The organism is Nonomuraea sp. NPDC004186, assembly GCF_053603495.1.
The window spans coordinates 46,417-72,568 of sequence record NZ_JBSGFQ010000031.1 but is presented as its reverse complement, the minus strand read 5'-3'; the positions used below and the strand labels follow the sequence as shown (position 1 = coordinate 72,568).

Here is a 26,152-nt window from a genome sequence, read left to right as displayed (position 1 = left end):
GCAAGGAGATCAAGACGTGGGGCGTCATTTCCTGCAGATCCCAGGACCGACCAACGTTCCCGACCGGGTGCTGCGCGCCATCGCCCAGCCCACCGTCGATCACCGCGGCCCCGCCTTCGCCCGCCTGGCCGGCGAGGTCCTGGAGCGGCTGAAGGCGGTCTTCCGGACCCGCCACCACGTGATCGTCTACCCGTCGTCGGGGACGGGCGCGTGGGAGGCGGCGCTGGTCAACACGCTCTCGCCCGGGGACAGGGTGCTGGCGTTCGAGACCGGGCACTTCTCCGCGCTCTGGTGCGAGATGGCCGCCCGGCTGGGGCTGGTCGTCGACCTCGTGCCCGGCGACTGGCGGCACGGCGCCGACCCCGACGCGATCGCCGGCCGCCTCACCGCCGAGCACGCCGCCGTCATGGTCGTGCACAACGAGACCTCGACCGGCGTGCGCAGCCGGATCCCGGAGATCCGCGCGGCCGTCGACCGGACCGGGCACTCCCCGCTGCTGCTGGTGGACACGATCTCGTCGCTGGGCTCGATGGACTACCGCCACGACGAATGGGGCGTGGACGTGACCGTCGGCTGCTCGCAGAAGGGGCTCATGCTGCCGCCCGGCATCGGCCTCAACGCGGTCAGCCCGAAGGCGCTGGCCCACCGGGGGCGGCTGCCCCGCTCGTACTGGGACTGGGAGCCGATCATCGCGGCCAACCGCGGCGGCTTCTACCCGTACACGCCGCCGACCAACCTGCTCTACGGGCTGCGCGAGGCGCTCGTCATGCTGCTGGAGGACGAAGGGCTGGCGGAGGTCTTCCGCCGCCACGACCGGCACGCCGAGGCGACGCGGCGCGCCGTACGGGCGTGGGGGCTCGAGGTGCTCTGCGCCGACGAGCGGGAGCACTCGAGCTCGCTCACCGCGGTGCTGATGCCGGACGGGCACGACGCCGACGCGGTCAGGAAGCTCATCCTCGATCGGTACGACATGTCGCTCGGCACCGGGCTCGGGCGGCTCGCGGGGCGCGTCTTCCGGATCGGCCACCTCGGCCACTTCAACGACCTGACGCTGGCCGGCACGCTGAGCGGCGTCGAGATGGGGCTGAGCGCGGCCGGGGCACCGATCAAGGAAGGCGGGACGCGCGTCGCGCTGGCGTACCTGGAGGGGGCCGCATGACCCTGGCCCGGACCCTGTCCCGGCTGCTCGAAGGAGACGTCAGGGACGATCCGTACACCAGGCATCTGTACGCCTCCGACGCCAGCATGTACGCCATCGAGCCACTCGCCGTCGCCTTCCCCCGGCACGCCGGCGACGTCCAGGCGCTGGTCGCGGCCTGCGGCGAGCTGGGGGTGCCGGTGCTGCCGCGCGGGGCGGGCACCAGCCTGGCCGGGCAGACGGTCGGGGCGGCGGTGATCGTCGACTTCTCCCGCCACATGAACCGCATCCTGGAGATCGACGGCAGGAGCGCCCGCGTGCAGCCGGGCGTCGTGCAGGACCAGCTCAACCGGGCGGCCCGCAAACACGGGCTGATGTTCGGGCCCGACACCTCGACCAGCAACCGGGCCACGATCGGCGGCATGATCGGCAACAACTCGGCGGGCAGCCACTCCGTGCTCTACGGGTCCACCGTGGACCACGTCGAGTCGCTGCGGGTGGTGCTCGCCGACGCCGGCACGCCCGACCTGCGCTCCGACGCCCGCCTGGGCGCGGCCGTGGCCGGGGCGCTGCAGGGGGTGGACCTGTCCGGGTTCCCGCGCTTCTGGCGGCACTCGGGCGGTTACCGCCTGGACCTGGCCGCCCGTGACCTGCCCGACCTCACCAAGCTGGTCGTCGGCTCCGAGGGCACGCTGGCCGTGGTGACCGAGGCCACGGTCGGGCTGGTGGACCGGCCCCGGGCCAAGGCCATCGCCGTCGGCCACTTCACCTCCACGCCGTCCGCCATCGCCGCCACCGCGGACGCGCTCTCCTTCGAGGCCGCCTCGGTCGAGCTCATCGACAAGGCCATCCTCGACCTGTCCAGGCGGCGCGTGGACTACGCCGGGCTCGGCGACATCCTGTCCGGCGACCCCGAGGCGCTGCTGTTCGTCGAGTTCTTCGGCGACAGTCCCGCCGAGGTGGCCGACCGCGTGGACAAGCTCGCCGCCACCTGGAAGGCGAACGGCCACGGCTACCACACCCTGCGGGCCGTCACGGCCGGGCAGCAGGCGGCCGTGCTCAAGGTCCGCAAGGCGGGGCTCGGGCTGCTGATGGCCTCCAGCGTGGGCAGCCGCAGGCCGCTGGCGTTCGTGGAGGACACGGCCGTGCCGCCGGAACGGCTGCTGCCGTACGTCGAGGAGTTCGCGGAGATCCTCTCCCGGCACGGGCTCTCCGCGGGGTTCTACGGCCACTGCTCGGTCGGCTGCCTGCACATCCGCCCCTTCGTCGACCTGCGCGTGCCCGACGAGATCGGCACCATGCGCGCGGTCGCCGAGGAGATCGCCGAGCTGGCCGCCCGGCACGGCGGCGTCAACTCCAGCGAGCACGGCGACGGGCTGGCGCGCTCCGAGTTCAACCGGCGGCTGTTCGGCGACGCGGTCTACGAGGCGATGCGGCGCATCAAGCACGCCTTCGACCCGCGCGGGCTGCTGAACCCCGGCAAGATCGTGGACGCGCCCCCGATGACGGAGCACCTGCGCGATCCCGCGATGCCCGCGCCGCGCCCGCTGCGCACCACCCTGTCGTTCGCGGACGGCATGCACGCCGCCGCCGACCGGTGCATGAACGTCGGGGTCTGCCGCAAGGACGACACGGGCGTCATGTGCCCGTCGTACATGGCCACCCGCGAGGAGGAGCACTCCACCCGCGGCCGCGCCAACGCCCTGGTCAAGGCCCTGTCCTCGGACGACCCCCGGCAGGCCCTCGGCGACGAGAGGCTGCACGGGATCCTTGACCTCTGCCTGGAGTGCAAGGCCTGCCAGTCGGAGTGCCCGCTGGGCGTGGACATGGCGGCGATGAAGAGCGAGTTCCTGCACCAGTACCAGGAGACCCACGGCGTGCCGCCGCGGTCGCGGCTGTTCGGGGCGATCCGGACGCTCAACCGGCTCGGCTCGGCCACCGCGCCCCTGTCGAACTGGCTGGCCGCCCCCCTGCGCGGGCCGCTCGGGCTGAGCACGCGGCGGCCGCTGCCCCGCTTCCGCCGCGACAACCTGCTCCGCTGGTTCGCCCGCCGGCCGCCGTCTTCCGGGCGGCGTTCCGGACGGCGGGAGGTGATCCTGCTCGCGGACTCCTTCACCTCCTTCAGCGAGCCCGGCATCGGGCGGGCCGCCGTCGAGCTGCTGGAGCGCGCCGGCTACCGGGTACGCCTGGAGTCGGAGGGCTGCTGCGGCCGATCCAGCATCTCCAAGGGGCTGCTGGACCGGGCCCGCGCGATGGCCGAGGCCATGGTCGGCCGGCTCGCCGGCTCGGACGCGCCGATCGTCGGGCTGGAGCCGTCCTGCCTGCTCACGCTCAAGGACGAGTACGCCGCGCTGCTCCCCGGCGACCCTCGGGTGGCGGCGGTGGCGGCGCGGGCCAGGCTCATCCCCGAGCTGCTGGCGGAGGCCGTCGACGACGGCTCGCTGCCGCTGAACGGCGGGCTGAGCGGGCGCCGGATCCTCCTGCACGGCCACTGCCACGAGAAGGCCGTCGTCGGCACCGCGGCCACGCGCGAGCTGCTGTCCAGGATCCCGGGAGCGGAGGTGGAAGAGATCGACGCCGGCTGCTGCGGCATGGCCGGTTCGTTCGGATTCGAGAGCGAGCACTACGACCTGTCCATGAAGATCGGCGGCCTCCGGCTCTTCCCGGCGATCGCCGCATCCTCGCCCGACACCCTGCTGGCGGCCACGGGGGTCTCGTGCCGCCAGCAGATCGCCCACGGCGCGGGACGCGCTGCCCGCCATCCGGTCGAGCTCCTCCACCAGGTGGTCGACCTGCCATAACGCTCGGGGGAGATCGGAGTACGCAGTGTCCGCAGAGCTCCTGTCCATTCTCGCCCTCATCGTCATGTTCGTCATCGCGACCGTCTTCCCCGTGAACCTGGGCGCGCTGGCCCTGGTCGGCGCCTTCCTCGTCGGCACGCTGGCCGCCGGGATGAGCACGGACGACATCCTGGGGGCCTTCCCCGGCAGCCTGTTCGTGATCCTGGTCGGGGTGACGCTGCTGTTCGCGATCGCCACCAACAACGGCACGGTCGACTGGCTCGTACGGGCCGCCGTGCACCTGGTACGCGGCCGGCTGGCCGCCATCCCGATCGTGGTGTTCGCCATCTCGGCGCTGCTGACGGCCGTGGGCGCGCCGGCCCCGGCGGTGGCGGCGATCCTGGCGCCCATCGCTTTCGGGTTCGCGGCCGACTACCGGATCCATCCGATGCTGATCGGGCTCATGGTGGCGCACGGCACGCAGGCGGGCGCGTTCTCGCCGATCAGCGTGCTGGGCGGGATCGTGAACGGGGTGACCAGGGACGCGAAGCTGCCCGTCGACGACCTGGTGCTGTTCCTGTCGAGCTTCGCGTTCAACGCGGGCGCGGCGGCGGTCGTGTTCTTCATCTTCGGCGGCCGTCACCTGGTCAATCGCGGCGCCGTCTCCCCCGACGCGCCCGACCCTTCGCCCGCCGCCTCTACGCCCGCCACCTCCTCGCCCGCCGCCTCTTTGGCCGCCTCGCCTTCGGGTGGGGCCGCTACCGGCCCGTCGTCCGGCGCGTCCGCCGCCGGTTCGTCGTCCGGCGGGTCCGCCCCCGCAGCCGCGGCCACGTCCGTCTCCGTGGAGACCGCCGACGATACGGCGGCTCCGGAACCGCTCCCCGACGCCTCTGACGCGGGGTCCGGTGGCCTGCGCCTCACCCCGCACCAGGCGCTGACCCTGACCGGCATCGTCGCCCTCTGCCTGGCGGTGCTGGTGTTCAAGCTGGACGTCGGCCTGACCGCCGTCACCGTCGCCGTCGTCCTGTCCCTCACCTCCCCCAGGACGAACAAGGGCGCCGTCGAGCGGGTGGCCTGGCCGACCGTGCTGCTGATCTGCGGCGTCGTCACGTACGTGGGCGTGCTCCAGGAGATCGGCACCGTCGACTACGTGGGCTCGGCGGTGGCGGCGATCGGCATCCCGCTGCTGGTCGCGCTGCTCATCTGCTACGTCGGAGGCGTGGTGTCGGCGTTCGCCTCGACGGTGGGCATCCTGGGTGCGCTGGTCCCGCTGGCCGTGCCGCTGCTCAACCAGGGCACCCTGGGCCCTGTCGCGATGATCGCGGCGCTGTCGGTGTCGTCGGCCATCGTGGACGTCAGCCCGTTCTCGACGACGGGGGCGCTGCTGGTGGCCAACGTCAGGGGCATGGAGCGGGACGCCTTCTACCGCAAGCTCCTGGCGTACGGCGCGGCGATCGTCGTGGTGGGCCCCCTGTCGGCCTGGGCCGTCCTGGTGGCGCCGGGCTGGCTCGGCTGACGCCGTCCTCGTGGCGCCCGGCCGGCGCCGTCGGGACAAGCCCCGCAACCCGGGGAGCGCGGGCCTCTTCGGGTTGCGGGCCACTCACTCCTGTTGGTAGCGCTCGGTCCAGGCGGCGTTCAGCTCGTCGGCCTGGCGCCGGTGGCCGGGCGCGATCGCGCATCCCTCAGGCAGGTCGAGCCCCAGGAAGGCGAGGATCCCGCGCGTCACTTCCCCGACCGGTTCCGCGCCGCCCTGGCGGTGCGGAGCGCGGCGGCCGTCGGGCTCAAGAGCATCGTCGCCTACCGGCACGGCTTCGACTTCGACCCGGCGCTCCCCTCCGACAAGGAGGTCATCGACGCGGCCGGCCGGTGGCTGGCCCGGACGGAGACGGGAGCGGACCCGCGTGTGGACGACCCCGTGCTACTCCGCTTCGGGCTGTGGACCGGGGTCGAGCGCGGGCTCCCGCTGCAGCTCCACGCCGGCTACGGCGACCCGGACGTCGAGCTGCACCGATGCGACCCGCTCCTGCTCACGCGCTGGCTGAAGCTGGTGGAGCCCCATGGCGTCGACATCACCCTGCTGCACTGCTACCCGTACCACCGCAACGCCGGATATCTGGCGCAGGTCTTCCCGCACATCTACTTCGATGTCGGGCTCGGGGTCAACTACACGGGCAGCCGCTCGGACGCGCTGATCGCCGAGTCGCTGGAGCTGGCGCCGTTCGCCAAGATTCTCTTCTCCTCCGACGCGTGGGGACCGGCCGAGCTCCATCTGCTCGGCGCCCGCCTTTTCAGGCGTGGGCTCGGCAGGGCGTTGCGCGGATGGGTGGAGGCGGGAGAATGGACCGAGTCCGACGCGATCCGGGTGGCCACCATGATCGGCTCGGACAACGCGCTGCGCGTCTACGGCCTGAGGTCCTCCGCGTGATCGAACACATCGCCACTCCCGCCACCGCGGGCGCCGTCCCGCTCGCCCGCATCCGTGCCGCGCTCGAACACGAGCTCCCCCGCGCCGTCGAGCTGCGGCGCAGGCTGCACGCGGCCCCCGACCTGCCGCTACTCCTCGCGGACGAGCCGCAGGCGGCGTTGGGCCGTGGCGAACGCCGACGCGATGCGTTCCGCCTGGGCCTCCGTGTGGGCGGCGGTGATGCTGACCCGGATGAGCGCCTGGCCGGGCGGGACGCCGGGCGAGATCATGGCGGTGGTGAAGACGCCTTCGTCGAACAGCTCCCGCCACAGCTGGAAGCACAGAAGGTCGTCGCCGACCGGCACCGCGATGACCGGCCGATCGGAGGGGACGACCGCGTAGCCCATCGCGGCCAGTTCCCCGCTCAACCGCCGTGCCGCCGTCCGCAGGCGGTGACGGCGCTCCGGCTCCGCGACGATGATCTCCAGAGCGGCCAGCGCGGCCGCGGCGCACGCCGGGGACAACGCGGCCGTGAACACCATGGACCGCGCGTAGTGCCGCAGGTAAGCGATGATCTCCTCGGGGCCGGCCACCGCGCCCCCGAGAGTGCCCAGCGTCTTGGAGAAGGTGATGGTCTGCAGATCGACCGCGCCCTCCAGCCCGTGCTGTTCGGCCGCCCCTCGGCCGGTCGCACCGAGCAGGCCGACGTCGTGGGCGCTGTCCATGACCACGCGGGCGCCGTACGCGCGGGCGAGCTTGGCGATGCCCGGCAGGTCGCACACGCTGCCGGAGGTGGAGAACATGCCCTCGGTGACGATCAGCCGCCCGGCGCCGGGGTCGGAGGCGTCGAGCAGCCGCTCCAGATGGTCCATGTCGTTGTGCCGGTAGCGGCGTAACCGCGCTCCGCCCAGGTGTACGGCGTCGATCAGGCAGGCGTGGACCAGCCGGTCGCCGATCACCGTGTCACGGGGCCCGATCAGCGCCCCGAGGGCGAGATTGGCCAGATAGCCCGCGCTGGTCACCATGACCGCCGCCCGCCCCAAGAAGGCCGCCAGTCGCGCTTCGAGCTCCTCGTGCAGCGCGAGCGAGCCGTTGCTGAGGCGTGAGCCGCCGCTGCCGGTGCCCAGCCGCCGCGTCGCCTCGATCGCGGCCTCCTTCACGCGTTCGTCGCCCGACAGGCCGAGGTAGTCGTTGGAGCCCGCCTGCACGAGCACCCGCCCGTCGATCACGACCTCGCCCCTGTCCGACCGCTCCTCGATCGCCTGATAGTAGGGATAGACGCCGAGGTCCTTCACGAACTGATAGGTCTCGGGCAGCCGGCATTTCGCGAACACATCGACCATGGCTTCTCGCCTTCCGGGCGGTTGCGTCGTACGGGCTCTCGCGAAAAAGTCTGCTCGATCGGTTCGCCGCCGTCGCCGTCCACGCGGTGCCGTCACCGGCGGTCGGGCGCACCTCAGACAAATGAGTAGGCCCTACTCATGCCGTCTTGCCCGGTCCTGCCTACTTTCGAGGCATGAACAAGACATTTCGCGTGACGGCGACCGCCGCGATGATCGTGGCCGGGTCGGCCTTCGTCGCCCAGCCGGCCTCCGCGAGTTCGTGCGAGATCCAGCCGTACGGACTGATCGGCGACTACTGGCGCTCGCTCGGCGGCGAGAGCGCCATCATCGGCTGCGCCACCGACGAGGAGCGGGGCGTGCCGAACCGCAACGGCCGCAGGCAGAACTTCGACGACGGCCAGATCGCCTGGTCTCCGGACCAGGGCCCGAAAATGATCGTCGCGGCCTACTCCGCCAGGATCAACGGCAGGAACGGGCTGGTCTTCCGCTGGGGGCCGAGCACGCCCTTCAACTACGACTACTACCGGGTGACGCTCAGCGGCGGGCTGAAGGGCGAGCTGAAGCTGAAGGACCAGCCGCGTACGCGCGGCCGTCTCGTGGTCTACCCCGGTGCGGGCAAGCGGGTCAGTTTCAGCGTCATGGGCTGCGACAACAAGTTCCCCTCCGACACCTGCCGCCAGGGGTGGACCATCTGGGTCGCGGCCACCTCCAGCTAGGGGCCGTGAAAACAAGTTGCAGCGTGCGCGCCCCGAAGAAAGTATTCGTGCATGATCCGGGTCGAGGGATTAACCAAGGTATTCCGCCGGCCACGCACCTTCCCCGGCCCCTTCGGGGCGTTACGCACACTGGTCACCCGGCAGTACGAGCACAAGACCGCCGTCGACGACGTCAGCTTCGCGATCGACGAGGGCGAGGTCATCGGCTACCTCGGACCGAACGGCGCGGGCAAGTCCACCACCATCAAGATCCTCACCGGCATCCTCACCCCGACGAGCGGCACCGTGCGGGTCAACGGCCTGGTGCCCTGGCGCAGCCGCTCGGCCAACGCGCGCAACGTCGGCGTGGTCTTCGGCCAGCGCAGCCAACTGTGGTGGGACCTGCCGCTGATCGAGTCGTTACGGCTGGTGGGCTCGCTCTATGACGTTCCCGCCGCGCGCTTCGAGACGTCGCTGAAGAAGGTGCGCGACCTGCTCGGGCTCGACGAGTTCCTCGACACCCCGGTGCGCCAGCTCAGCCTGGGCCAGCGGATGCGGGGCGACCTGGCCGCGGCCGTGCTGTACGAACCTCCGCTGCTCTATCTCGACGAGCCGACCGTCGGGCTGGACGTGGTGGCCAAGGAGGCCGTACGCGAGTTCATCGTGGAGACCAACCGCGCCGGCCGCACCACCGTCATCCTGACCACGCACGATCTGGCCGACGTCGAGGCGCTGTGCAAGCGGATCATCCTCATCGACCACGGCCGGGTGCTGTTCGACGGTGCCATCGACGCGCTGGTGAACCAGCCCCGACGACTGGTGGTGCTGCTCGAGCCTCGCCTACCACAGCAACATCATCATGACCTGCGTGACGATGGTCGCCCAGGTGTTCCTGCTGCGCATGATCTGGACCGCCGTGTACGGCTCGCGCCCCGTGGCCGCCGGGCTCACGCTGGAGGCGCTGCTGGCCTACCTCACACTGGTCAACCTGCAGGCCTTCGCCACCCAGACGCTCGTCTCCCGCACCGTCCATCACCGCATCCGTACCGGGATGGTCTTCTTCGACCTGGCCCGCCCGGCCGGCTACCTCCGGCAGATGGCCGCCTTCCAGGTCGGGAACACCGCCGGCGGGCTGCTGCTGCTCGCCCCGGTCGTCCCCGTGGTCCTGCTGGTCGGCTCGATCACCGTGCCGGTCAACGGCCCGGGCTATGTGATCACGCTGGTGCTCGGGTACGTGATCGCCGTGCAGATGGCGCTGCTGATCAGCCTGATCGGCTTCTGGACCATGGAGACCGGGGCCATCTCGCTGCTCTACCGGCTGGTCAGCCAGTTCTTCGCCGGGACGATGGTGCCGCTCGCCTTCTTCCCCGGCTTCCTGGGCGATCTGGCCGAGGTCCTGCCCTTCAAGTACATGGGCTACGTGCCCGCCGCGATCTACATCGGCCACATTTCCGATATTTCAGGACCTGTGGTGGTTGAGCTCGCCTGGGTCGCCGGACTGTGGGGCCTGCTCGAACTGACCTGGTCCCGGGCCCACCGAAGGGTGGTGATCCAGGGTGGCTGAGCTCCTCCGCGGCCTGCGACTGTACGTCCTGCTCCAGCGCGCCTCCGCCCGCGGCGCCCTGCAGTACCGCATGAACACCGTGATCGGCATCCTCAGCGGCGCGATCTGGCAGGGCACCGGGTTCGCCTTCGTCTGGGTGGTGATGCACACCTTCCCGTCGCTGGCGGGCTGGGGCCTGGCGGAGATCGCCTTCCTGTACGGCCTGCGCCTGACCGCCCACGCCCTGGCCATGATCCCCCTGATGAGCGTGAACGACATCCAGGGGCTCGTCCTCAACGGAGAGTTCGACCGCTTCCTGCTGCGCCCCCTCAACCCCCTCGTCCAGCTCATGGGCAACCGAATGGGCATCGCCCAGTTCGGCGACCTGCTCGTGGGCCTGACGCTGTTCGCCGTGGCCGGCCAGAACGCGCAGGTCCGGTGGAACGCCTGGCTGATCGCCTTCTGCCTGATGGCGATCGTCGGCGGCGCCCTCATCGAGGCCGCCTTCTTCCTCGCGCTCTGCTCCCTGTCGCTGCGCATGATCGACACCTTCGCGCTGCGGGTCTTCGTGGACGACGTCTTCAGCAAGTTCGGCTCGTACCCGATGAGGATCTTCGGCGGCGTGGTGGAGTGGCTGCTCACGTTCGTGCTGCCGGTCGCGTTCGTGGCGTACGTGCCGGCGAGCGTCATACTGGGCAAGCTCGGCAACCCCTGGGCGCTGGCCGCCCCGCTGGTGGGAGTGATCCTGATCGTGCTGGCGTACCTCGTGTGGCGGCGCCAGCTCGACCACTACCAGAGCGTCGGCCATTGAGCTCCGCCCCGAGAACCGCTTTCAGGCCGCGCCGAGCCACAGGTCCGGGCCGAACACCTCGTAGTGGATGTCGCGCGGGGCGACCCCGGCCGTGATGAGCTCGCCGCGTGCCGTCCGCATGAACGGCACAGGCCCGCACATGTAGACGACCGCGCCCGCCGGGATGTCCACCTCGTCCAGGGACATCCTCCCGGTACGGGGGTGGCCTTCCTCGTACCAGAAGATCCGCTCCCCGCCGGGCAGGGCGTCGGCCAGGCGTTCCATGTCCGAGCGCAGGGCATGGGCGGCCGGGGAGCGGTCGGCGTGCAGCACCAGGACCCGGCGGGTGTCGCCGGTGAGCGCCAGGTGCTCCAGCATCGCGGTGATCGGGGTGCAGCCGATGCCCGCCGAGACGAGCACGAGCGGGGCTTGGCCGCCGTCGAGCGCCACGTCGCCGAACGGCGCGGACAGGGTCAGTTCGTCCCCCTCCTTGGCGGTGGCGTGCAGGAGGCTCGACACCTCGCCGTCGCCGACCCGCTTGACCGTGATGCGGCGCAGGCCGTCCGCGCCGTTCCCCGAGAGCGTGTACTGGCGGAGCTGGCGGACGCCGTCGGGCATCCGTACCCGTACGCTGACGTACTGGCCGGGCCGGGCGGGCGGGGCCGGTGCGTCGCCGACCGGCCGCAGCACCAGCGACATGGCGTCCGCGGTCTCCTCGCGCCGCTCGACCACCTGCCACTGCCGCCAGGTGTCGCCGTGCCGGGCACCCGCGTCGGCGTACAGGCGGGCCTCGATGGCGATGAGCGCGCCGGCCATCAGCCAGTACACCTCGTCCCAGGCCGCCGCGACCGCGGGCGTGACGGCGTCGCCGAGCACCTCGGCGATCGCGCCGAACAGGTACTTCTGGACGATCACGTACTGGTCGTCGGTCACCCCCACCGCCGCGTGCTTGTGCGCGATGCGCGCCAGCAGCGCGTCGGGGCGCTCGTCCGGGTTCGCGACCAGCGCGGCCGCGAACGCCGCGAAGGCGCCCGCCAGGGCCTGCCGCTGCTCGCCGTTGCGCTGGTTGCCACGGTTGAACAGCCCGTCGAGCAGTTCGGGGCGGTCGGCGAACATGGACTCGTAGAACCTGGCCGTGATCGTCTCGAGCCGCGCCTTCACGACGGGCAGGGTTTCGCCGACGATCGCCGCGCTCTCAGCGGACAGCATGAGACCTCCCAGAAAGGACCATAAATTGGTATCTGGGATTCATATTATGCAATGGCGGGGTCGGTCCCCTTTCCGGGGGGCGTCAACGACAGCAAAAGCGGCCCGGTCGGCGCGTCCACCAGGGACGCGACCGTGATCGTGTCGAGCGAGGCGTAGAAGGCCTCCTGGGCCTGGCGCAGTGCGGACCGCAGCCGGCAGGCCGCCCGCAAGGGGCACGGCGGGTCGTCCTCGCACCCCACCACGTCACCCGCGGATTCGAGGGCGCGGACCAGGCCCCCGACCGTCGCCTCGCGCCCGGCCGCGGTGAGCTGCAACCCGCCGCCCCGCCCGCGCCTGGCCTCCACCACACCCAGCTCGCTCAGCCTCGCGACGGCCTTGGCGGCGTGGGTGTAGGGGACGGCGAGCAGGTCGGCGGCGGCCCGCGTGGTCAGCAGGTCGTCCGGATCGGCCACGGCCAGCCGCATCACGATGCGCAGGGAGATGTCGGTGAAGGCGGTCAGGCGCATGCACCCACGGTAGGCGCTGTCCCGCAGTGGTACGGCAGCCTGCTCCGCTTCGTCTATCCTCGCCAGCTATGGATCTTCGAGGCAGAACCGCCGTCGTGGCGGGCAGCTTCCGTACCGAGTCCGTCGCGAAGCTGAAGGCGCGGCTCGAGGCGGCCGGGGCCAACGTCGTGGACGAGGTGTCGTGTTCGGTGGACGTCGTGTTGGACGGGTACGACGGCGGTTACCCGAACGAGCACGTCCGTGCGGCGGAGCGGCTGGGCGTGCCGGTGTTGCCGGTGACGGAACTGCTGGCGCCGGCCCCGCGTACGGGGTCCGGGGAGTTCCCCGATCTGGAAGCGGTGCGGGACGATCCCGCGGCCCTGCTCGAACTGCTGGAGGAGGCCGACTGGTCGGCGTTCGAGCCGGAGCGGGACCTGCTCCCGCTGCGTGACCTGCTGGCCGGGATGGAAGAGCGGCACGGCGTCACCGGCGCGCATCTGCTGGCCACCGAGCGCCTGCGCGAGCGGGGGGCGCGGCTGCGGCACCCGTACACCATGTTCGGGGGCGGCTTTCAGGACTACGCGCTCAGCCCGTGCGGCCGCTACCTCGCCACGGGCCGGGGCCTGACGAAGGACAACTACGACGGCACCGGTCCGCTGCAGGTGTGGGAGATGGCCACGGGGCGCCTCGTCAACACCATCGACATCATGTACGGCGTCGGCTGGCCCGGCCGCCGCGACACCGTGCAGTGGTCGGCGGACGGCACCCGGGTCGCGCTGGCGTTCTGCACGAACAACGTCGGAGTGTGGGACCCGTTCGGCGCGCGTACCAATCCGTACGGGAGCGCGGACGTGACGGACGGGTACGACGCCGCGGCGATCTTCACCCTGGCCCCCGACGGCCGCCGCGCCTACGTCTCGATGAGCAGCGAGCACGAGATGATGGGCTGCGTCGCGGCGCTGGACGAGGGCAAGGTCTTCTACAACGACTACCGCCACCACAACACGGGCCCCGAGCCGGCCATGCTGACCGAACCGCTGCCGGAGGAGGCGAAGGAGCGGCTCAAGGACGACTACTTCTCCTTCCGCCGGGTGCGCTGGTCCCGCGACGGCGGGCGGCTGCTCGGGGACAACGACACGTGGGCCGCCGTGGTCGATCTCCCGGGCGGGCGGATGCGCTGGCTGGCGCTGACCGCCGGCCCGGTCGCGTGGAGCCCGGACGACCGGTACGCCGCCGCGCTGACGCCGGGCCGCCCGCGCCGGCTGACCGTCTTCGACGCCGACACCGGGCGGCCGGTGGGCGACCCCGTGGCGCAGGCCGAAGGGTCGCTGCACTGGGGCATGCGCGGGGCCGAGGCCCGGCTGGCGGTCGTGGTGGAGGATAGCGGCGGTGTCGACGTTCACGACGCGCACGGCCGCCACCAGTACCACCTGCCCATCGCCACCACGAGGCGCGTCGGCCAGTACTTCTACGACGGTCAGGAGCGCCCCTGGGCCTGGGAGAGCGCCGGGGACTTCGGCGCCTGCCTGACCGCGGACGGGCGGGCGGAGGTGTGGTCGCTGGGCGACGAACCGGCCCGGGTCGGGTCGATCGAGGCGCCGGACGGGACGGAGGCGGTGCTGTGGGGCGCGGACGGGGTGCTCGCGCTGATCGGCGCGCAGACGCTCCGCTTCGTCGGCGCCTTCACCGGTGCCGTGCTGGGCGACTTCGTGTTCGGCCGTTACTTCGACAGTGAACGGAGTCCGCTCGACGACGATTACGCGACCTTGCACGGGATGTTCCGGTCGGACGCCTTTCCCCTGGCGGACTCCTCGTGGTGCGCCATCGCCGACCCCCCCGTCGGCCCTGCCGCGGCCCTGGTGATCGCCGACGAGGACCGCCTGAACTCCCCGGGCGACCTCGACGCCGTCCTGGCCTGGACCGTCGACCGCCGCTTCTCCTGGCCGGTCCGCTGGGGCCGGCTCGACGTCGTCGCGAGCGTCGAGGCGGCGTCCGCGCTCCTTCGCCGGACCTGAAGAACGGCAGGCAGGCCCCGCTGAGCCGGCCGCGCCCGCCGCTACGTGCCCTGGTGCGGTTCGCGCGCGGACGCCTGCCCGGCGGGGCCCGCCGATGCCGGGCCGGTGAAGTCGCGGATGCGAGCCGGCGGCGTCCCGGGCAGGATTGCCCGATGCGGCATGACGAGATGGTGTGCACGGTGTCCGGTTCGCTCGTCCGGGCCCACAGAGCGGGCGACGGCCCCGAACTGGTGCTCCTGCACGGCGGCGGGCTGGACAGCGCCCGCCTCACCTGGGAGCCGGTCTGGACGGCGCTCGCCGCGCACGCCCGGGTGACCGCACCCGACCTGCCCGGTTTCGGCGGCACCCCGCTGGGGACGACCGAGCCCACCTTGATCGGGTACGCGGCCTGGCTCCGGGAGTTCCTCGACACGTGCACCACCGGCCCGGTCGCCATCGCCGGGCTGTCCCTCGGCGGGGGGATCGCCCTGCGGGTGGCGCTCGACCAGCCGGACCGGGTCGCCAAGCTGGCGCTCTGCGCGCCGTACGGGGTGAGCCCGTCCGTGGCCGGCGGCCGGGCCGGCTACCTCGCCGTGCACGCCCCGTACGCGCCGGCCGCGTCCAACGCGCTCATGCGACGCAGCGACCGGCTCCTCCGCGCCGGCCTCCGGGCGGTGCTCCACCGCCGGGACGCGGTGACGGCCGACCTTCTGGCCGAGGTACGAGCGGCATTGTCCGGTCCGGACGCCGGTGTCGCGTGGTCGGCGTTCCAGCGGGACGAGGTGCGCTGGAACGGCCCGCGTACCTGCTTCGGCGACGAGCTGACCCACCTGGCCTGCCCGGCGCTGCTGCTGTGCGGGGAGAAGGACACGCTGGTCCCGCCCGATGACGTACGCGCGGCGGCGGCCCTCATCCCGGACGCCCGCTTCGCCCTGGTCCCCGATGCCGGCCACTGGCTGCCCCGCGACGCGCCGGAGCGGGTCGCGAAGGAGCTGGTGTCCTTCCTGACCTCAACCGCACCGACGCCTCCCACCCCGTGAACCGGATGCGGCAGCTGGTGCACCGCCGCGTACGGGAGCTCCGCCTCCGACTCCACCCCTCCGCCCCGCAACACCCGCGGGTCGGACGCCCGCGCGGCGGCGAAGTCGAGCAGTGCCGACTTGCCGATCCCCGCCTCACCGCGAATGACCAGCGCCCCGCTGCGGCGCGCCCGCGCGTCGTCCAGCAGCCGCGCGACGAGCCCGCACTCCCGTTCCCGGCCATGCGGCATGAGCCGATCGTACGACCCGGCTCCGGAGCGGGATCCGGGTCAGTGCCCGGCGGCGTCCCTCAGGTGCTCCCGCCAGGCGCGCAGCGATCCGGCCCGGCGCTCATGCCCTCGACGTCGGCGCATCCGACCGTGGTCACTTGTGGGACAGGAGGCGGTCGACCAGCGTGCCGGCGTAGTCGGGGGTGAGCGGGCCCGCTCCGAACAGGATCCGGATGTACATCGGGGCCAGGATGTGGTCGAGGACGTCCAGGACGTCCGGCGGGTGCTCACCCCGGTCGCGGGCCCGGTCGAGCATGACCTGGAGTTGGCGGGAACGTTCGGCGAGGAACGCGTCGCGCGCCCGCAGGCCGTCCTGTCCCGCCGTGGACAGGGCGATGACCAGGCGCAGCACCGCCGGCCCGTCGGGGCCGGTGACGTCGCGGGCCACGTTGGCGGCGTAGGCGCGCAGGTCGCCCGCCAGGCTGCCGGTGTCGGGGATCGGCGACTGCGTGGTCAGCCAGGTGATCGCCACGTCCATGAGCAGGGCCTCGAGGTTGCCCCAGCGGCGGTAGACGCTGGTGTCGGCCACGCCGGCGCGGGCCGCGACCTCGCCGACCGTGAAGTTCCCGTAGCCGCGTTCGGCGATGAGGTCGGTGACGGCCTGGTGCACCGCTGCCCGGACGCGGGCGCTGCGACCACCGGGCCGGCGGGCCGCCTGTCGCTCTTCCTCCATGCCGCCACCTTAACGCAGTTACGACTTGCGTTTGCGGCTTCTGCGGCTCTAGATTGCGCTTTAACGCAGTCGCATCCTGCTTTAGAGCGCGACGCTACGTCCCCGCATCCCCTGGAGAACGACATGAGCAGCGTCATCGAGCAGATCGACCGGGCCATCGACATGACGGCCGCCATCGTCAGGGGAATCGGGCCCGATCGGCTCGGAGCCGTGACGCCGTGCCCGGAGTGGGACGTACGCACCGAGCTCAACCACCTGGTGGGCGGAATGCGGATCTTCGCCGCCGAGCTCACCGGGACCGAGGCTGGGGCCGATCACGAGTCCGACTGGCTGGGCACCGATCCGCAGGGCGCCTTCGCCGTCGCGGCCGACCTCGACCGCGCGGCCTGGCACCGGCCCGGGGTCCTGGAGACGAGCGTGCGCCTGGGGTTCGGCACCGTACCCGGGCCGATGGCGGCGCTCATCCACCTCACCGAGGTGCTCGTCCACGGCGTCGACCTGGCACTCGCCACCCGCCAGGAGCACCTCGTCGACCAGCGCTCCTGCGAGGAACTGCTGGCGGTCATGCGGGGCATGGACTTCGACACCTTCCGCCGGCCCGGCATGTTCGGCCCCGAACTGCCCGCCCCGGCCGACGCCACCGCTCACCAGCGGCTCCTCGCCTTCCTCGGCCGCGCCGTCACGTCCGAGGCCGCGCGCTGATCACCCCACTGGCCCACCCGCGCCGACAAAGGGCCCGCAGACCAGAGCGCCCCGCTCCAGGCAAAGGATCACGCATGGGCGGGAGGGTCCCCCCGGCCACAGGCGTCCCGTTACGCCGGCGGTCAGCTCGCCCCCGGGCCCAGTTCCTCGGCGATCCCGGCCCGCATCGCCTCCAGCGTCCGCCGCCGCGCCCGCGCCTTCGTAGCCGCGTGCGCCCTCATGTTCAGGCCGGTCAGCGCCTCGGCCGTCTCGCGGGCCACGTCGGATACCCGGGCCGGCTCCACCACCCGGTCCAGGAACCCGGCCGCCACGCCGTCGTCGGGCGAGAACGTCTCGGCCAGCAGCACCGCCCGCGTGAAACACGCGGGCGTGAGCCGCTGCCGGAGGATCTCGACCGCCGCGTACGGCATCGTGATGCCCAGCGCCACCTCGTTGGCCGCCAGCCGGTACGGCCCGGCCGCGCCCACCCGGTAGTCGGCCGACAGCAGCAGGAACGCGCCCATCGCCACCGCGTGCCCCGTGCAGGCGGCCACCACCGGCGTCGGGAACGACAGCAGCCGCTCCGCCAGCTCGAACCCGCCCCGCACCATCGCCAGCGCCCCGTCGCCGCCCGCCGCGAGCACCTTCAGGTCGAAGCCGGCCGAGAAGACCCCCTCCCGGCCCTCCAGCAGCACGACCGCCGAGTCGGCGGCCGCCCGGTCGAGGGCGGCGCCGAGCTCGGTCAGCATCTGGACCGAGACCGCGTTCACTTTGCCGTCGTCCATGGTGATGGTGGCGACGGAGTCCTTGAGCTGATAGCTGACGAGGGTGCCCATAAGGCTCAGAATAATGTTCTGGAGGCTAGCCGTCACGCAGTCCTGCGAACAGGTCCTCCTCGTGATCGGGCGCGTCCACCTTGCACAGCTTCCGCTCGAACGCCTCGTGCGAGAACGCCTGCTGCTGCACCTCCTCGGGCATGCGGAGCAGGAAGATGTTCTCGCCCTGGCTCTCGTGCGCCCTGAGCGCCTTGAGCTTGCGCTCGACGAACGGCGCGATGTCGACGACGCTGGTGACCCGCTCGTCGGGGGTGCCGAAGTCGTCGGACGGCTGGAAGTCGCCGAGATCGACCCCGTTGGCCCGCATCATCTCGAACATCTGCTTGATGCCGGACCGAGGCATGGCCGTGTAGTAGAACTTGTCGGGAATGCCGGTCTGCTCGACGGCCGCCACCGTGACGCGGTGGGCCTGGACGTGGTCGGGATGGCCGTAGCCGCCACCGCCGGTCTCGTCATAGGTCACCACCACCTGGGGCCGGTAGTGCTCCATCAACGCGGCCAGCTTGGCGGCGGCCGTCTCGACCGGCACGTTGGCGAACGCGTCGGGGTGGGCGTTGGCGTCCCAGCCCTCCATGCCGGAGTCACGGTAGCCGAGCAGCTCCAGGTGGTCGATGCCCAGGTGGGACACCGACTCGCGCAGCTCGGCCAGCCGCTGCTCGGCCACCGCCGCGTCGTCGTGGCCGTCCTCGCCCGGCTTCACGCCGCCCTGGCCGTCACCCTGCTCACCGTTGGTGCAGGTGACCAGGACCGTGCGGATGCCCTCGTCGGAGTAGCGTGCCAAGATGCCGCCGGTGCTGAGGCACTCGTCGTCGGGGTGTGCGTGTACGACCATCAGGGTGAGTTGGCGTTCCATGGCGGCAAACACTACCCGCCGGCTCCGACAGTTCCCCGGCCAGGACCCGGCCGCCGTGGCCGGGTCCCCGGCTAGGACCGGCCGCCGTTGCGGGCCAGCTCGCCGGCGCGCAGGCGGGCTGCCGCGGCGGCGCCCCGTTCGCCCAGTTCATCGGCGAGGGCGGCCTGCTTGAGCCAGTTGTACGGGCTGCACGGCCGGACGTTGACGCGCTCGCTCACCAGCACCCGCGCGACGTCCCGCCGCCCCGCCCGCAGGGCCGCCTCCAGCAGGGTCTTCTGCACGGCGTCCCGCTGCGCGTGGCTGCCGCCGAACTCGTTCACCCGGTGCCTGATCGGATGGAGCAGGTCCACGACCGCGTCGTAGTCGCCCCGTCCGAAGGCCACCAGCGAGCGGCACACCGGCAGGCCCACCCTGAGCGTCATGTCCCGGTTGGTGACGCCCGGACGCGGCTCCAGCACGTACGCCTCGCGCGTCGCGATCAGCTTCTCCGCCTCCCCGATCCGCCCGGCGCCCACGTACGACATGACCGCGTGCATGTCGTTGAAGGCGTAGAACGGCTCGGCCACCCTGACCGGCCACGCGTCGGCCAGAGCGCGCCAGCGCTCGTGCTGCTCGGAGCCCTCCAGGTGGAGCCGCCAGAGCAGGGCGGCGGCGTCCAGCAGCTCCATGCAGGTCTCCCCGCCCGCGAGCACCGAGTCGTAGATCGCCAGCGCCCGCGCCTCGTCACCGGACTCCAGCGCGAAAAGGCAGTAGTGCCACCAGTTGTGGATGTTGAAGAACGTTCCGGTGGACCAGTCCGGGACCCGCGCGTCGAAGTAACGCAGCCCCTCCCCGAACCGCCCCTGCATCTCGTACGTGTGCACGACCGCGTGAATGCCCCACACGTCGCGCGCGTTCAGCTCGACCGCCCGCAGCCCGGCCTCCTCCGACCGGTCGTAGTGCCCCGCCTCCTCCAGGCCGAAGGCGTACATCCCCAGCACGTGGCCGAAGTGCGGGTCGTCCTCCCGCCAGGCGTTCAGGGCCCCGCCGATCCGGTCGCGCAGCGAGCGCGCGTCGCCGGTGAAGAAGTCGACCTGGTGCCCGGCCGCCAGCGCCAGGGCGTCGCGCGGGTGCTCCACGGTGATCTCGCCGAGCAGCCGCCCGCACGTCAGCCAGTCGCCGTCGAGCAGCGCCTGCACGGCCGCCACGTGGGCGCGCTCGCGGGGCAGCAGCGACGACTCGTCGATCCTGTCCCGGAACGCCCCGAACCGCGCCCGCGCCTTCCGCGCGTCATCGACCTCGGTGGTGAGCAGCCCGAGGTACGCGCTCAGGACGTTGCCCATCGGGAAGCCGGGCGACTCGGCCAGCGCCGCCTTGGTCTCGGTGGCGACCTCCACCCGCAGGTGCAGCAGTTCGTCGATCGCGCGGTCGTAGTGCCGCGCCGCGGCGGCGCCGGCCCCGGTCATCGCCAGGCCGTGCTGGTCGTTCCTCACCGGACCAATGTACCCACTGATCCGGTGGGGAATAGGGCCGACGCCCCACGAGTCCCTACGCCTGCCGTCCGCTCACCACGGCCCTGCCCATGGCGGGGTCGTCGCAGAAGGCGCCGTCGATGCCCAGGTCGATCAGCTTCGACAGCCACCCCATCACGTTCCCGGTGGCCCGGGGGTAGACGGGGCTGGCCGGGTTGCCGAGCCGGTAGTCGGCGGGCAGCTGCGAGTTCTCGTTCCGTACCGTCCAGACGTGCACGTCCAGCCGGCGCCGGTGCGCGTCGGCGACCAGCGTGGTCGGTTCGAGGGTCCTGCCCGAGGCGTCCTGGGGCACGACGCGCCGGGTGTCCACCCCGATCCCGCTCGCGTACGAGGCCACCTCGCGCAGCCCGTCCGGCTTGACCATGTCGTCGTACGTGCGGGCGCTCCCGGAGGCGACCCAGTCGTACGGCGCGCCCCCGAACGTGATCAGCTGGATCAGCGGCAGGCGGGTCTTGCCGCGCAGCTCGCGCAGGTTCGCGGTCTCGAAGGACTGGATGTACGCCTTGCGCACGCGATACCGGTTGAGCACGTCCAGCAGCGGCTCCTCCAGCGACAGGCCGATGGAGTCGAAGTACGTCGGGTGCTTGGTCTCGGGGTAGACGCCGACGCCGTGCTCCTGCGCCAGCTTCACGACCTCCTCGAACGTCGGGATCTCCGGCAGCCCGTCGAACGCGGTGTTGTCCGGCCGCAGGTCGGGGACGCGCTCCTTGGCGCGCAGCGTCTTCAGCTCGGCCAGCGTGAAGTCCTCGGTGAACCAGCCGGTGATCGGCCGGCCGTCCACGGTCTTGGTGGTGCGCCGGTCGGCGAACTCCGGGTGCGCGGACACGTCGGTCGTCCCGGAGATCTCGTTCTCGTGCCTGGCGACCAGCACGTGATCCTTGGTCGAGACGAGGTCGGGCTCGATGTAGTCGGCGCCCATGGCGATGGCGGTCTCGTACGACAGGAGCGTGTGCTCGGGCCGGTGGGCGCTCGCGCCCCGGTGGCCGATCACGATGGGTGCCTGGCCGCGGCGCTCGGCCGTGGCGGGAGTCGTCTGGGTCAGCACGACCGCGACGGTACCGCCCGCGACGACTCCGGCCAGCACACTCGCGAGTAACCTGCGCATTCTCATGCGCGCACCGTAGACCGCCCAGGTGGACCGCGAGTTACGCGTGAGCACACAGTGGAAGACGTACGGAAACGCCCCATTCCAACGTGCCGTCAACGCCTCAGTCACGGGGAAGATTGGGTGACATGACCCAACTCACTGGCCGCGTGGCCCTGCTGACCGGCGCGTCGGGCGGCATCGGGCAGGCGATCGGGCGCCGTCTCATCGCCGCGGGAGTCAGAACCGCCTTCACGTACGGCACCCGCTCCGAGCACGCCGACGACCTGGTGGCGCGGGCGCGGGCCGCCGGCGTGGACGCGATCGCGCTCCCGGGCGACCTGGCCGACCCGCAGGTCCCGGTCGCCCTGCTGCGCGCCACGGCCGACGCGCTCGGCCCCGTCGACCTGCTGATCTCCAACGCGGGCTATGCCATCCAGCAGGAGTACACGGCGGTGGACGCGGTGACGTGGGACCGCACGATGGCGGTCAACCTGCGCGCGCCGTTCCTGCTGGCGCAGCAGTCGCTGCCGGGGATGGCGGCGCGGGGGTTCGGGCGGGTGCTGTTCATGTCGTCGATCGCGGCCTTCACCGGCGGCATCGTCGGCCCGCACTACGCCGCGTCCAAGGCGGCCCTGCACGGCATGCTCCACTTCCTGGCCGCCCGCGTGGCCTCGCACGGCGTGACGGTCAACGCCCTGGCGCCCGCCCTGATCGAGGACACCGCGATGCTCCCGGCCACGGCGAGCCCGAGCCACCTCCCGGTCGGCCGCTTCGGGCGTCCTGAGGAGGTCGCCGACCTGGCCCTGGCCGTCCTCCGCAACGGCTATCTGACCAGCCAGGTCCTCAGCCTGGACGGCGGCGCCTACCCTCGCTAGCTACTTGGGGGCGGGCAGTTCGCCCGAGCCCCGGACGACCAGCCGGGTGGGCACCAGCGTCCTGCGGGCCTTGGAGCGGTCGCCGTCCAGCCGCGCCAGCACCTGCTCGGCCGCCGCGGCCCCCATCCGCGCCGGGTCCTGGGCCACGACCGTCAGCGGCGGGTCCAGGCACTCGGCCAGGGGCAGGTCGTCGAAGCCCACCAGCGCCACGTCCCTGCGGCGGGCCCGTGACAGCGCCACCACCGCGCCCGTGGAGGCGAGGTTGTTGCCCGCGAACAGGGCGGTCGGCGGATCGCCGAGGGCTAACAGCCGCATCGTGGCCCGGGCCGCGGCCTCCTGGTCGTGACCCGTCTCCACCAGGCCCCGGTCGAACGGCAGCCCCGCGCCTTCGAGCGCGTCGCGGTAGCCCTGGAAGCGTTCGCGGCGCGTGTAGAGGGCGGCGGGCACGTCGCCGACGAAGCCGATCCTGCGGTGGCCGTGGGCGATCAGGTGGGCGACGCCGGCCCTGGCGCCCTCCCGGTTGGCGCTGACCACGCTGTCGGCGGTCAGGCCGACGGCCGGCCGGTCGAGGAAGACGATGGGCAGGCCGGCCACGCGTTCGTTGCGCAGGTGGCGGTGGTCGCTGGTGGCCGAGGGGACCACCATGAGCGCGCTCACCCTGCGGGCCAGGAACGTCGCGATCAGCGACTGCTCCAGGTCGGCGGTCTCGCTGGAGTTGCCGACGATGAGGGTGAGGCCGCGGGCGCGGACGGCGCTCTCGATGCCGCCCGCGACCGTGCCGAAGAACGGGTTGCCCATCTCGGGGATGACCAGGCCGATCGCGGCGTCGCGCGCGCCGACCCGCATGTTGCGGGCCATCAGGTTGGGCTGGTAGCCCAGCTTCCTGACGGCCTCCATGACGCGCTCGCGGGTCTCGACGGCGACCGGGCCGTCGTCGTTGAGCACCCGCGAGACCGTCTTCGCCGTGACGCCGACCTCACGCGCCACATCTGTCATCGTCGGACGCCGCATTGCGCCCATGTTAGTGGCCGCTCATCAGGACAACCCGATAGCCTCCGCCGCGCCCTGGTCCGCCACCACCGCCTTGCCTTCCGAGACCTGAAGGGCGCCGGTCATGATGGCCACCACCTCGGCCATGCTGTGGTCGCCCGGCTTGATCTGGGCGACCCGGCGGCCGAGGCGCTGGACGTGGATGCGGTCGGCGATCTCGAACACGTGCGGCATGTTGTGGCTGATCAGCACGACCGGCGTGCCCCCGTCGCGGACCCGTTTGATCATGTCGAGCACCTGGCCGGACTCCTTGACGCCGAGCGCGGCCGTGGGCTCGTCCATGACCACGACGTGCGTGGCCCACGCCACCGCCCTGGCCACGGCCACGCCCTGCCGCTGGCCGCCGGACAGCGACTCGACCGGCTGGGTGAGCGAGCGCAGCCCGATCTTGAGCTCGGCCATGTGCCGGGCGGACTCCTCGCGCATGCGCTTCTTGTCGAGCATGCGGAAGACGCTGCCGAGGATGCCGGGCTTGCGGATCTCACGGCCGAGGAACATGTTCGTGGCGATGTCGAGCGAGGCCGCGACCGCGAGGTCCTGGTAGACGGTCTCGATGCCCTGCCGGCGCGCCTCCAGCGGGTCGCGGAAGCGCACCGGCTTGCCGTCGAGCAGGATCTCGCCGGTGTCGGGCTGGAGCGCGCCCGTGAGCGCCTTGATGAGGCTGGTCTTGCCGGCGCCGTTGTCGCCGATGACGGCGAGCACCTCGCCGGGCATCAGCTCGAAGTCGGCGCCGTCGAGCGCGGTCACGTGGCCGTAGCGCTTCACCAGGCCGCGGGCCTGGAGCACGGGGGTCGTCATCGGTTCCTCCTGCGGGAGAGCTGGTCGACCGCGACGGCGAGGATCACCAGGATGCCGGTGATGAGCGTCTGATAGATCGACGGTACGCCCATCAGCTGCAGCCCGTTGCGGAACACCCCTACGATGAGCGCTCCGACCAGCGTGCCGATCACCAGTCCGCGGCCGCCGAACAGGCTCGTCCCGCCCAGGACGACCGCGGTGATGCTGTCCAGGTTGTCGGTCTGGCCGGCCTGCGGGTCGCCCACTCCGGTACGCGAGACCAGCAGCAGGGCGGCGATGCCGTACACGAAGCCGGCCAGCGTGTAGACGCCGATGGTCAGCCGGCTCGTCCTGATGCCGGTCAGGCGGGCCACCTCGGGGCTGTTGCCGAGCGCGTACACGTGGCGGCCCCATGCCGTGGAGCCGAGCAGGTACGCGAACAGCAGGAACAGCAGGATCGTCAGCAGCGAGCCGTAGGTGACGTTCGTCTGCCCGACCTGGAACGTCTGGCCGAGGAACGTCAGCACCGGCGGCAGGTCCGTGACCGTCTGCTCGTTGGAGTAGATGTGGGTCAGGGCGAAGACCACGTTCAGCATGCCGAGCGTCACGATGAACGGCGGCAACGAGATCCGTGTCACCAGCAACCCGTTGACCAGCCCGAACAGCGAGCAGACGGCGAGCCCGGCGGCGACCGCGAGGACCGGCGGCAGGCCGCTGTCCACGGCCAGCTTGGTCATCACGATGCCGCCGAACGCCATGATCGCGCCGTTGGACAGGTCGATGCCCGCGGTCAGGATGATCAGTGTCTGGCCGATGGCCAGCGTGCCGACCACCATGACCTGCTGGATGATCAGCGAGAAGTTCGGGCCGGTGAAGAACTGGTCGGTCCTGAGCGCGAAGAACACGCAGGCCAGGACGAGCGCGGCCAGCGGGCCCGCGACGGGTGTGGAGATCAGGCGGCGCGGCAGCGTCGCTTCCATGACGGCCATGTCAGCCCCAGCAGTTGGCCAGGCCGAAGGCCGTGTCCTTGGCCTCGACACCGGAGACGGACTTGTCGGTGATCAGGGTGACGCCGGTGTCGGTGTAGCCGGAGGCCTTCTTGCCGGTCTTGGCGAACTCCGACACCGCCTTGACGCCGTCCTCCGCCATCTTCAGCGGGTACTGCTGGCTCGTGGCGGCGATCTCGCCCGACTTCACGGCCTTGGTGCCGGTGCAGCCGCCGTCCACGGAGACGATCAGCACGTCCTTCTCCCGGCCCTTGGCCTTCAGCGCCGTGTACGCGCCCAGCGCCGCGGGCTCGTTGATCGTGTAGACGAGGTTGATGTCGGGGGCCTTCTGCAGGCAGTTCTCCATGGCGGTCTGGCCCTTGGCCTGGTCGCCCCTGGTGTCCTGCGAGCAGACGATGGACGGGTCGCCCTCCGCGATCCCGTACCCCTTCAGGAAGCCGTCGTGCCTGAGCTGGCCGACGGTGATGCCGGGGGCCAGGTCGAGGGTGGCGATCTTGGCGGGCTTGCCGGCCATGGCGGCCTTGGCGTACTGGCCGATCAGCTCGCCGGCCTTGAGGTTGTCGGTGGCGAACAGCGCGTCCGTGGCGTCCTGCGGGTCCGTCGGCGTGTCCAGCGCGATGACGAGCACGCCCGCGTCGCGGGCCTTCTTGACGGCGGGCACGATGGCCTTGGTGTCGCTCGGCGTGATGAGGATGCCCTTCACACCGGCGGCGACCATGTTCTCGATGGCCGTGATCTGGGAGGCGTTGTCGCCGTCGAACTTGCCGGCGGCGGTCATCAGCTCCATGCCGTTGGCCTGGGCCGACTTCTGGGCGCCCTCCTTCATCTTCACGAAGAACGGGTTCGTCTCGGTCTTGGTGATGAGGCCGACCTTGGGCGTCGCGGAGGAGCTCTGCCCGGCGCCCCCGCCCCCGCCGCCACATCCGGTGACGAGAAGGGCGGTGACCAGGAGTCCGGCCGAAATCTTTGCATTCATGGGCGGTTCCTATCAGGGGGGACCCGATGTCATCGTTGACATATGTCAACGTTGACATCCGCTGTGCTGCGATGATGGACTCCCATCCGAGAAACGTCAATGCCCCCATGCCGTAACAAATCGGCAACGTGCCTGA

23 protein-coding genes and 2 pseudogenes are annotated in these 26,152 nt (G+C 71.7%); 12 read left to right on the top strand and 13 right to left on the bottom strand.

The window, feature by feature from the left end; translation table 11 throughout:
• Positions 1–16 precede the first annotated feature (16 nt).
• The 4 genes from ACWEPL_RS25020 (at position 17) to ACWEPL_RS25005 (ending at position 6,343) form a co-directional block, all read left to right on the top strand.
• Positions 17–1,159 carry a pyridoxal-phosphate-dependent aminotransferase family protein gene (locus tag ACWEPL_RS25020; protein ID WP_452437575.1) on the top strand — a complete coding sequence of 381 codons (1,143 nt, stop codon included), beginning with the start codon at positions 17–19 and terminating at the stop codon, positions 1,157–1,159.
• On the top strand, positions 1,156–3,939 hold the full coding sequence (locus ACWEPL_RS25015) for an FAD-binding and (Fe-S)-binding domain-containing protein (protein ID WP_452437574.1): 2,784 nt from the start codon (positions 1,156–1,158) through the stop codon (positions 3,937–3,939). Before ACWEPL_RS25020 ends, ACWEPL_RS25015 begins: the two co-directional genes overlap by 4 nt.
• A gap of 25 nt (positions 3,940–3,964) precedes the next feature.
• Positions 3,965–5,434: an SLC13 family permease gene (locus ACWEPL_RS25010; RefSeq protein WP_452437573.1), complete on the top strand. Its 1,470-nt coding sequence runs from the start codon at positions 3,965–3,967 to the stop codon at positions 5,432–5,434.
• 141 nt (positions 5,435–5,575) lie between these two features.
• Positions 5,576–6,343, top strand: coding sequence for an amidohydrolase family protein (locus ACWEPL_RS25005; RefSeq protein ID WP_452437572.1), 768 nt, complete (start codon positions 5,576–5,578; stop codon positions 6,341–6,343).
• Positions 6,344–6,471: 128 nt separating this feature from the next.
• On the opposite strand, the gene ACWEPL_RS25000 is transcribed toward ACWEPL_RS25005, so the two are convergent.
• On the bottom strand, positions 6,472–7,665 hold the full coding sequence (locus tag ACWEPL_RS25000) for an aminotransferase class I/II-fold pyridoxal phosphate-dependent enzyme (RefSeq protein ID WP_363974543.1): 1,194 nt from the start codon (positions 7,663–7,665) through the stop codon (positions 6,472–6,474).
• A gap of 173 nt (positions 7,666–7,838) precedes the next feature.
• On the opposite strand from ACWEPL_RS25000, the gene ACWEPL_RS24995 reads away from it, so the two are divergent.
• The 4 genes and pseudogenes from ACWEPL_RS24995 to ACWEPL_RS24980 all read left to right on the top strand — a co-directional run bounded on the left by ACWEPL_RS24995 (position 7,839) and on the right by ACWEPL_RS24980 (position 10,714).
• Positions 7,839–8,381 (top strand): LGFP repeat-containing protein, encoded by a 543-nt coding sequence (locus ACWEPL_RS24995; protein ID WP_452437571.1) that lies wholly within the window; start codon positions 7,839–7,841, stop codon positions 8,379–8,381.
• 51 nt (positions 8,382–8,432) lie between these two features.
• Positions 8,433–9,017 (top strand): annotated as a pseudogene (locus tag ACWEPL_RS24990) (ABC transporter ATP-binding protein); the annotation flags it as partial.
• Between the two features lie 217 nt (positions 9,018–9,234).
• Positions 9,235–9,924, top strand: a complete 690-nt coding sequence (locus ACWEPL_RS24985) for an ABC transporter permease (RefSeq protein ID WP_452437597.1) — start codon at positions 9,235–9,237, stop codon at positions 9,922–9,924.
• Positions 9,917–10,714 (top strand): ABC transporter permease, encoded by a 798-nt coding sequence (locus ACWEPL_RS24980; protein WP_452437569.1) that lies wholly within the window; start codon positions 9,917–9,919, stop codon positions 10,712–10,714. The genes ACWEPL_RS24985 and ACWEPL_RS24980 overlap by 8 nt, the downstream gene beginning before the upstream one ends.
• 21 nt (positions 10,715–10,735) lie before the next feature.
• Here ACWEPL_RS24980 and ACWEPL_RS24975 read toward each other — a convergent pair whose 3' ends face one another.
• Positions 10,736–11,902, bottom strand: coding sequence for a globin domain-containing protein (locus ACWEPL_RS24975; RefSeq protein WP_452437568.1), 1,167 nt, complete (start codon positions 11,900–11,902; stop codon positions 10,736–10,738).
• Between the two features lie 44 nt (positions 11,903–11,946).
• A complete protein-coding gene (locus ACWEPL_RS24970) occupies positions 11,947–12,408 on the bottom strand; it encodes an RrF2 family transcriptional regulator (protein ID WP_364249362.1) in 462 nt (153 codons plus the stop codon).
• 68 nt (positions 12,409–12,476) lie between these two features.
• On the opposite strand from ACWEPL_RS24970, the gene ACWEPL_RS24965 reads away from it, so the two are divergent.
• Positions 12,477–14,402, top strand: coding sequence for a hypothetical protein (locus tag ACWEPL_RS24965; RefSeq protein WP_452437567.1), 1,926 nt, complete (start codon positions 12,477–12,479; stop codon positions 14,400–14,402).
• A 152-nt stretch (positions 14,403–14,554) separates the two neighbouring features.
• Positions 14,555–15,421 carry an alpha/beta fold hydrolase gene (locus ACWEPL_RS24960; protein WP_452437566.1) on the top strand — a complete coding sequence of 289 codons (867 nt, stop codon included), beginning with the start codon at positions 14,555–14,557 and terminating at the stop codon, positions 15,419–15,421.
• Between the two features lie 32 nt (positions 15,422–15,453).
• Here the strand turns inward: ACWEPL_RS24960 and ACWEPL_RS24955 are convergent.
• Together ACWEPL_RS24955 and ACWEPL_RS24950 are read right to left on the bottom strand one after the other, a co-directional pair.
• Positions 15,454–15,651: pseudogene (locus tag ACWEPL_RS24955) on the bottom strand (ATP-binding protein); the annotation flags it as partial.
• Between the two features lie 133 nt (positions 15,652–15,784).
• Positions 15,785–16,363 carry a TetR/AcrR family transcriptional regulator gene (locus ACWEPL_RS24950; protein WP_449892536.1) on the bottom strand — a complete coding sequence of 193 codons (579 nt, stop codon included), beginning with the start codon at positions 16,361–16,363 and terminating at the stop codon, positions 15,785–15,787.
• A 123-nt stretch (positions 16,364–16,486) separates the two neighbouring features.
• Between ACWEPL_RS24950 and ACWEPL_RS24945 the strand changes: the two genes are divergently transcribed.
• Positions 16,487–17,065: a TIGR03086 family metal-binding protein gene (locus ACWEPL_RS24945; protein ID WP_452437565.1), complete on the top strand. Its 579-nt coding sequence runs from the start codon at positions 16,487–16,489 to the stop codon at positions 17,063–17,065.
• 122 nt (positions 17,066–17,187) lie between these two features.
• Here ACWEPL_RS24945 and ACWEPL_RS24940 read toward each other — a convergent pair whose 3' ends face one another.
• The 4 genes from ACWEPL_RS24940 to ACWEPL_RS24925 all read right to left on the bottom strand — a co-directional run bounded on the left by ACWEPL_RS24940 (position 17,188) and on the right by ACWEPL_RS24925 (position 21,355).
• Positions 17,188–17,880 carry a crotonase/enoyl-CoA hydratase family protein gene (locus tag ACWEPL_RS24940; RefSeq protein ID WP_452437564.1) on the bottom strand — a complete coding sequence of 231 codons (693 nt, stop codon included), beginning with the start codon at positions 17,878–17,880 and terminating at the stop codon, positions 17,188–17,190.
• A 25-nt stretch (positions 17,881–17,905) separates the two neighbouring features.
• Positions 17,906–18,733, bottom strand: a complete 828-nt coding sequence (locus ACWEPL_RS24935) for a PIG-L family deacetylase (RefSeq protein WP_452437563.1) — start codon at positions 18,731–18,733, stop codon at positions 17,906–17,908.
• Between the two features lie 71 nt (positions 18,734–18,804).
• Positions 18,805–20,205: a tetratricopeptide repeat protein gene (locus tag ACWEPL_RS24930; protein ID WP_363974582.1), complete on the bottom strand. Its 1,401-nt coding sequence runs from the start codon at positions 20,203–20,205 to the stop codon at positions 18,805–18,807.
• A gap of 55 nt (positions 20,206–20,260) precedes the next feature.
• Positions 20,261–21,355 (bottom strand): glycerophosphodiester phosphodiesterase, encoded by a 1,095-nt coding sequence (locus ACWEPL_RS24925; protein WP_452437562.1) that lies wholly within the window; start codon positions 21,353–21,355, stop codon positions 20,261–20,263.
• A 122-nt stretch (positions 21,356–21,477) separates the two neighbouring features.
• On the opposite strand from ACWEPL_RS24925, the gene ACWEPL_RS24920 reads away from it, so the two are divergent.
• The gene (locus tag ACWEPL_RS24920; protein ID WP_355195771.1) at positions 21,478–22,206 is read left to right on the top strand and encodes an SDR family NAD(P)-dependent oxidoreductase; all 729 of its coding nucleotides are present in this window, start codon (positions 21,478–21,480) and stop codon (positions 22,204–22,206) included.
• Here the strand turns inward: ACWEPL_RS24920 and ACWEPL_RS24915 are convergent, their stop codons facing one another.
• Genes ACWEPL_RS24915 through ACWEPL_RS24900 form a run of 4 tightly spaced genes read right to left on the bottom strand, consistent with a single transcriptional unit; the run spans position 22,207 to position 26,016 of the window.
• Positions 22,207–23,217, bottom strand: coding sequence for a LacI family DNA-binding transcriptional regulator (locus ACWEPL_RS24915; protein WP_363974588.1), 1,011 nt, complete (start codon positions 23,215–23,217; stop codon positions 22,207–22,209).
• Positions 23,218–23,241: 24 nt separating this feature from the next.
• The gene (locus tag ACWEPL_RS24910) at positions 23,242–24,054 is read right to left on the bottom strand and encodes an ATP-binding cassette domain-containing protein (protein ID WP_363974591.1); all 813 of its coding nucleotides are present in this window, start codon (positions 24,052–24,054) and stop codon (positions 23,242–23,244) included.
• Positions 24,051–25,013 carry an ABC transporter permease gene (locus tag ACWEPL_RS24905; RefSeq protein WP_350727766.1) on the bottom strand — a complete coding sequence of 321 codons (963 nt, stop codon included), beginning with the start codon at positions 25,011–25,013 and terminating at the stop codon, positions 24,051–24,053. The genes ACWEPL_RS24910 and ACWEPL_RS24905 overlap by 4 nt, the downstream gene beginning before the upstream one ends.
• Before the next feature lie 10 nt (positions 25,014–25,023).
• Complete coding sequence (locus ACWEPL_RS24900; protein ID WP_350727765.1) at positions 25,024–26,016, bottom strand: sugar ABC transporter substrate-binding protein; 993 nt, start codon at positions 26,014–26,016, stop codon at positions 25,024–25,026.
• Positions 26,017–26,152: the final 136 nt, after the last annotated feature.